Consider the following 4940-nt stretch of genomic DNA (forward strand, 5'->3'; position numbering starts at 1 on the left):
ACTGAAGTAGATAAACTGGTCAAACGAGGGATCGCCATCCAGTTTGTAAAAGAAAATATTACTTTTACAGCCGAATCCACCCCGATGGATAATTTGATGCTTCAAATGATGGGTGCTTTTGCACAGTTCGAACGTGAGATCATTTTAGAGCGGCAAAAGGAAGGAATAAAACTCGCCTCTGCTCAGGGGAAGTACAAAGGTCGGGTGCATAAACTAAAGCCTGACCAAGCTGAAGCTTTACGACAAGCATGGAAGGAGGGGAAGTATCCATCGAAAATGGCATTAGGGAAAGCTTTTGGGATTAGTCGTCAGGCGGTATACCGATATTTACAAGTTAGTGAATAGCTTATTGGGATTAGCAACTAAATTTAGTTTAACTTATAAAAATCATGAAACACTGTTCGAATTTTAAGCGTGGAACGTGAAAAATCACAAAAAAAGCCCACCTTGGGGAAGGTGGGCTATCAACTAGAAACTACAGCATTGATTTCTAAGTGGAATTATAACACATTACGTATAAGGTGTATTATGTTAATTTTAGAAAAATTTAAGAATCTTTACGTAATGGTTTGTTCAATATTTTTGATTTCTTGTCTTTTAGATCAATCAGAAATAACCAATAACATAAGCCAGGAAATAGAGCCATAAAGCTAGCCCATGTTTCGGTATACATCTTCCACCAATCTTCAGCAATCTTTCCAGTATGCCCCCATCCTAAAAGAATAAAAAATGGAGTAGCAATAATTAGAGAGGTAATACAGATGGTTAATAAATTAAGACTGTTATAACGATTTAAAAGAATTGAGAATATGTAGCTGAAAGGCACAGTCAAATAGAAATATAAAGATATAAAAAAACAGTCGAAGTTTATACTTCGACTGTTTAAATTACATAGAAAGAAAGTTAAAGCAAATTAAACCAATTAATGCTGAAGCTGCAAGGACGTACATCACTTTGAGCTGGAAATGAAATAAGCCAACCAAAGCTACAAGTGCAATTAACGCAGCAACAATATCGAAAGAGCCGTTAAAACCTGTTGGCCAAAGTACATGATAAGCAAAAAATAGGGCAAGGTTAAGAATCACACCAACAACTGCGGCTGTAATAGCCGTTAACGGAGCTGTAAATTTGAGCTCATTATGTGTTGATTCGATAATTGGTGCACCAGCTAAAATAAAAACAAAGGAAAACAGGAAAGTAAACCAAGTGACTATGCTTGCTCCAATGGTGCCCGCCAAGAATAAATGATCTGAGCCTAAGATTGCTTGATTGAATGCTCCTAAAAAGCCAACAAATGCGACCACCATAATTAAAGGGCCGGGCGTGCTTTCACCTAGAGCTAAGCCATCTATCATTTGAGTCGGACTTAACCAACCGTAATAGCTTACAGCACCCTGATAAACATAAGGCAATACTGCATAGGCACCACCAAAGGTGAGCAGGGCCGCTTTCGTAAAGAACCAAGCCATTTGGGTGTAAGTATGATCCCACCCCAGCGTTAAGCTTAGGCTCAGGATTGGAATAAACCACAGTAGACCACCAATTAGCAGAATACTGCCCAATCGTTTCCAGCTAAAGATCGCATGTTCAGGTGTAGGAGTATCATCATCAATTAAAGCACGACCATAATCTTTTTTACTCTGCTGGTGTGCGTTTCCACCAGAAAATAGGCTTGGATATTTTTTTCTGGTTAGATAACCAATGATTGCGGCAGAGAGCACAATTAAAGGAAAGGGTAAGTTGAAGAAAAATATAGCAATAAATGAAAGGGCTGCAATCAGCCATAAAAATTTATTTTTAAGTGATCGACTGCCGATTCGATGTGTTGCATGAAAAACAATGGCAACAACAGCAGGTTTAATACCGTAAAAGAGCCCTGCAATAATGGGTACATCACTAAATTTTACATAAACCCATGAAAGACCAATTAAAATAAATAGTGAGGGTAGTACAAAAAGAATCCCTGCAACTAAACCACCGACGGTTCTATGCATTAACCAACCTATATAAGTTGCTAATTGTTGTGCTTCAGGACCCGGTAAGAGCATACAATAGTTCAGTGCATGCAAAAATCGCTTCTCTGAAATCCACCGCTTTTCTTCAACCAGTTCTTGGTGCATGACCGCAATTTGACCTGCGGGCCCCCCAAAACTAATGAACCCCAATTTAAGCCAGAATAGGAATGCTTGCCAAAATGAAACTGACTGTATCTCTTGTTCTGGTTGTATAACAAGTTCTTGTTCCATGATTATTCTCTTGATAGGTTGGCATATAAGCCATCGAAAATGTGATTCGATAATGCAAATAATTGGTCATCGTCACTTATCTGACTTCGAATTCCTTGAATAACTTTTTCAATACCGATCGCTTCTGGAGGCTCAATTCCTCCTACATCAAGGTAATGAACAATTTCAGCGATTTTCTTTAATGCGGGTGTTTCTAGATCAAAACTATGTAAAAGAACTTCGAAGGTCACCCAATGATTGACATGACTGAAAGTTGCACCATCAAAATCGAATCCAAATGCATCTTTGGGGCAGTCACTTGGCGTTTCTAACCAAATGAATGTTGGTGAGGTATCTATAAAAGTCTTGATTAGCCATGCAGAAGCTAGACGATCAATCCAAGGCCTTTGTCGTGTTGCCCAAATTCTGTTTTGATAATTACCTTTATCCAGATGTTGAATATGAGCTTGTATAGCTTTAGGTTCATTGACTTCACCTAGACGTGCAATAGTGAGTTCCAATAAGGAAAGTTCATTAAGAACCTGTACTTGAGTCTCATCTGGATAATAGTCAATGTCTACAAGTGCATCGATGCTTTTTCTTAATTTACGAATCTGTTTGAGTAGTTCTTTCTTATCATCTTTAGTTTGACGATCTCTTATTTCCGTGAGTTGTTTATAGAGGGTTTCGTACTCTTCTTTTCGACTGAAAATAGGTGCGAGTTCAAGATTTAAAGGTGGCTCTGCGTAAAACATATAAGCAGTTCCTTGTTCAGAAACAACATCATTAGCAATAGAGGTAAACTTCTCACTATGATTAATAGGGAGTATGTAGACCCCATCTCTAAGGGTCGCGGCACCACTTGCTTTCAAAGATCGCCAGACTCTCATCCGAGTGCTTGTGTTCTGTGTAGGCAGAGATGTTATGAGCAAAGAAATAGACATGTAGTATACTCAACATATTTGTAGAATATATTACTAATAAATTTTTAAACTTCAAAGACGAATAAATGATTTCCTATAGTAGGAAAAATATTAAGAAAATATTTATCCAGAACATATTTAAATTGAGGGTGTTATGGAAAAGGGAGCAATAATTTCAGATTGCAGTAAATATCGTTATTCTCTATGGCGTATCTGGGATAAAGAGAAACCAATGTTTTCTTTTATTGGTTTGAATCCCTCAACTGCAGATCATATTCAAGATGATCCCACTATCACTCGTTGTATCAACCTTGCCAAAAGTTGGGGTGGCGGTGGTATTTATATGGCTAATCTCTTTGCATATAGAGCAACTGATCCACAAGAAATGATGTCTCAAGAAGATCCCATTGGCTCAGATAATGATTTTTACTTAAGCGAAATAGCTTCCAAATCCCAAAGAATTATTGCTTGTTGGGGTAATAATGGGGGGTATCAACAAAGGTCCTCTACTGTAAAAGAACTATTAAAGGGTAAACTTTATTATCTAGAATTGAATAAAACAGGTGAACCAAAACATCCTCTTTACATCCATTCTGAAACTCAAATTAAGCCCTATTTAACATAATGGCTGTTATACGAACTATCTTTGTAATGCATATTGCATTACAATATTCTCATGCATTCAATAAATGGGAAAATGATGGCTACTGTTAATTTCAGGGTCGATGAAGCCCTTAAAGAAAAGTCTTATTCCATCCTAAAAGAACAAGGAATTGCACCTACTGAGTTCTTTACTAATATTCTTGAATATATTGCTACGACTGGAAAGCTTCCAGTACAAAAAGCTTTACTCTCAGAAGAGGATACCGAGCTATTAGCGATTGTTCGTAAACGTGTTAATGATCCTAAAGAGATGTTCGAGGAAGTCACATTAGATGACTTATAAGCTTTTACGTCATAAGGACTTCACTGCAGAATGGGAAAAGCTTCCTAGTGCTATACGAGATCAATTCAAGAAAAAATTAGCTAAGGTAATAGAGCAACCACATATTCCAAAGAATATGCTTAAAGGTGATCTTGCAGGCTGCTATAAAATAAAATTATTAAAAGCTGGTGTCCGACTTGTTTACCAGGTCAAAGATGATCAGGTAGTTATTTTGCTAATTACCGTTGGAAAACGAGCTGATANGTGTTAATGATCCTAAAGAGATGTTCGAGGAAGTCACATTAGATGACTTATAAGCTTTTACGTCATAAGGACTTCACTGCAGAATGGGAAAAGCTTCCTAGTGCTATACGAGATCAATTCAAGAAAAAATTAGCTAAGGTAATAGAGCAACCACATATTCCAAAGAATATGCTTAAAGGTGATCTTGCAGGCTGCTATAAAATAAAATTATTAAAAGCTGGTGTCCGACTTGTTTACCAGGTCAAAGATGATCAGGTAGTTATTTTGCTAATTACCGTTGGAAAACGAGCTGATAGCATTGTTTGGTAATACCCCCATTTTTAATTGAATTAATGGGTAGAAAATCTAAAGCCTTGTTATTGTTTAAAAATAGGTGGACAACCATTTACTGACATATGAGGTCGTTCATGATTATAAAAGTACTGCCAGTCAGTTGTATAGTCCTGCACCTCGCTCAGATCTCGAAATAAATATTGATTTAGACACTCATAACGTACTGTACGATTAAATCGCTCAACATATGCATTTTGCTGTGGATTGCCTGGTTGAGTAAATACATGCTCAATACCATGCTGATCACACCACTTTTCCATCAGCTCACTT

8 protein-coding genes and 1 pseudogene are annotated in these 4940 nt (G+C 37.2%); 5 read left to right on the top strand and 4 right to left on the bottom strand.

What is annotated here, in order from left to right:
* The coding region (locus tag BJN41_RS13195) for a recombinase family protein (RefSeq protein WP_141730414.1) at positions 1 to 345 on the top strand (345 nt) is incomplete at its 5' end.
* Positions 346 to 547: 202 nt separating this feature from the next.
* Here BJN41_RS13195 and BJN41_RS15925 read toward each other — a convergent pair.
* From BJN41_RS15925 to BJN41_RS13205, 3 genes and pseudogenes are all read right to left on the bottom strand, one after another.
* Positions 548 to 841 (bottom strand): annotated as a pseudogene (locus BJN41_RS15925) (hypothetical protein); the annotation flags it as partial.
* 46 nt (positions 842 to 887) lie between these two features.
* Positions 888 to 2246: a chromate efflux transporter gene (gene chrA, locus BJN41_RS13200; RefSeq protein ID WP_019838421.1), complete on the bottom strand. Its 1359-nt coding sequence runs from the start codon at positions 2244 to 2246 to the stop codon at positions 888 to 890.
* Between the two features lie 2 nt (positions 2247 to 2248).
* Positions 2249 to 3169 carry a chromate resistance protein ChrB domain-containing protein gene (locus BJN41_RS13205; protein WP_026438269.1) on the bottom strand — a complete coding sequence of 307 codons (921 nt, stop codon included), beginning with the start codon at positions 3167 to 3169 and terminating at the stop codon, positions 2249 to 2251.
* Positions 3170 to 3302: 133 nt separating this feature from the next.
* On the opposite strand from BJN41_RS13205, the gene BJN41_RS13210 reads away from it, so the two are divergent.
* The 4 genes from BJN41_RS13210 to BJN41_RS13225 all read left to right on the top strand — a co-directional run bounded on the left by BJN41_RS13210 (position 3303) and on the right by BJN41_RS13225 (position 4646).
* Positions 3303 to 3773: a DUF1643 domain-containing protein gene (locus tag BJN41_RS13210; RefSeq protein WP_039048355.1), complete on the top strand. Its 471-nt coding sequence runs from the start codon at positions 3303 to 3305 to the stop codon at positions 3771 to 3773.
* A 75-nt stretch (positions 3774 to 3848) separates the two neighbouring features.
* Positions 3849 to 4094: a type II toxin-antitoxin system RelB/DinJ family antitoxin gene (locus BJN41_RS13215; protein ID WP_026438268.1), complete on the top strand. Its 246-nt coding sequence runs from the start codon at positions 3849 to 3851 to the stop codon at positions 4092 to 4094.
* Entirely contained in the window at positions 4084 to 4344 is a 261-nt protein-coding gene (locus tag BJN41_RS13220; protein ID WP_070155735.1) for a type II toxin-antitoxin system RelE family toxin, read from the top strand. The genes BJN41_RS13215 and BJN41_RS13220 overlap by 11 nt, the downstream gene beginning before the upstream one ends.
* Positions 4345 to 4379: 35 nt before the next feature.
* A complete protein-coding gene (locus BJN41_RS13225) occupies positions 4380 to 4646 on the top strand; it encodes a type II toxin-antitoxin system RelE family toxin (protein ID WP_070155737.1) in 267 nt (88 codons plus the stop codon).
* 47 nt (positions 4647 to 4693) lie between these two features.
* Here the strand turns inward: BJN41_RS13225 and BJN41_RS13230 are convergent.
* The coding region (locus BJN41_RS13230; RefSeq protein ID WP_141730415.1) for an integrase core domain-containing protein at positions 4694 to 4940 on the bottom strand (247 nt) is incomplete at its 5' end.

It is taken from the genome of Acinetobacter towneri (genome assembly GCF_001758345.1).
Taxonomy (GTDB): domain Bacteria; phylum Pseudomonadota; class Gammaproteobacteria; order Pseudomonadales; family Moraxellaceae; genus Acinetobacter; species Acinetobacter towneri_A.